2 protein-coding genes and 1 pseudogene are annotated in these 1,228 nt (G+C 72.8%); 2 read left to right on the forward strand and 1 reads right to left on the reverse strand.

Annotated elements, in window-relative coordinates:
- A pseudogene (locus ACZ5GT_RS40800) lies at positions 1–212 on the reverse strand (hypothetical protein); the annotation flags it as partial.
- A 260-nt stretch (positions 213–472) separates the two neighbouring features.
- On the opposite strand from ACZ5GT_RS40800, the gene ACZ5GT_RS40805 reads away from it, so the two are divergent.
- On the forward strand, positions 473–982 hold the full coding sequence (locus ACZ5GT_RS40805) for a SigE family RNA polymerase sigma factor (RefSeq protein ID WP_469037016.1): 510 nt from the start codon (positions 473–475) through the stop codon (positions 980–982).
- Positions 975–1,228, forward strand: a 254-nt coding sequence (locus tag ACZ5GT_RS40810) for a hypothetical protein (protein ID WP_397949760.1), incomplete at its 3' end; no start/stop codon positions are given. The genes ACZ5GT_RS40805 and ACZ5GT_RS40810, both read left to right, overlap by 8 nt.

Consider the following 1,228-nt stretch of genomic DNA (forward strand, 5'->3'; position numbering starts at 1 on the left):
GCGGTCACGCGGTTCCCGGAGACACCGGTACCAGAGACCACCGAGGCGCCGGCCGAGCCGGTGCCGTGAACCTTGGCGGCGGGCGCACCGGACGGCTTGCCGTGAGCCGTGGCGGTGGGCTGGGGGGTGTCGGTCGCAGCGCTGGCCGCTCCCCCCGCCGTCGCGATGGCTGCGGCGGTGGCCGCGATGAGCATGATCGGGCGGATACGCATGAATCAGTGTCCTTTCCTGCGGGCGTCCGGTTGATGCCCGCGCCCCTGTACGCCCCTCGGTGCCCGTGCGGTCGCACCCAGGACACGTGGTCCATGTCACAGGACGTGGGCGCGACCTGGGGACGGCGCTCGTGCGTACAGGCTTGAGCGGCGCGAGGCTCCGCCCGGGAGGCACGGCTCCACCGCCGTGGTCGAGGAGTGCTTCCCGGCGAACCGCCTGTGATGCGAGCCGATCGACAGCACCAGGAGAGAAGCCGTTGATGACGCCACAGGAGTTCGACGCGTTCTACGCAGCGTCCTTCTCCCGCCTGACCGGGCAGCTCTACGCGATGACCGGCGACTGGTCCGAAGCACAGGACGTGGTCCAGGAGGCCTTCATCCGCGCGTGGGACCGAAGGCGCACGTTCGACCCCGACGATGCCCCGGAAGCCTGGATCCGGACCACCGCCCGGCGGCTGGCCGTCTCACGTTGGCGTCGTCTGGCCCGGGGTCTGCATCTGGCCGGACGCCACCACCATGAACCCCGCACCGTCGAGCCGCCCGCTGAGGAGTACTTGATGCTGGTCATCGCGCTCCGCGACCTGCCCGAGGCGCAGCGCAGCGCCATGGTCCTGCACCACATGTGCGACCTTTCCATCGAGCAGGTCGCGGCCGAGACCGGCGCCAGCGTCAGTGCCGTCAAGAGCCGCCTCGCCCGCGGGCGGACCGCGCTGGCGGCCCGGCTCGGCGACCAGCCCCCGACCAGCGAGGAAGGACGACTCCATGTCTGACCCCCTCCACGACACCCTGGGCGACCGGCTGCGGCTGCTCGGCACGCAGATGCCGGCACCGACCCTGCCCGCCGCGGAGATCCGCCGACGCGCCGACCGGCGCCGCCACCGCCGGCACGCCCTGGGCGCGACCGCGGCCTGCACCGCGGCAGCCCTGTGCCTGGCTCTCCCGTCCGTGCTGCACTCACCCGGCCCACGGCACGGAGCAGCCCCCGCGGACACCTCCTCCGTGTCAGCTTCCCCCCG

Source organism: Streptomyces sp. NPDC031340 (genome assembly GCF_055569945.1).

Bases quoted from the DNA above. Each gene is read 5' to 3' on its own strand.
- ACZ5GT_RS40805 (WP_469037016.1), top strand. From the start codon at position 473: ATGACGCCACAGGAGTTCGACGCGTTCTACGCAGCGTCCTTCTCCCGC.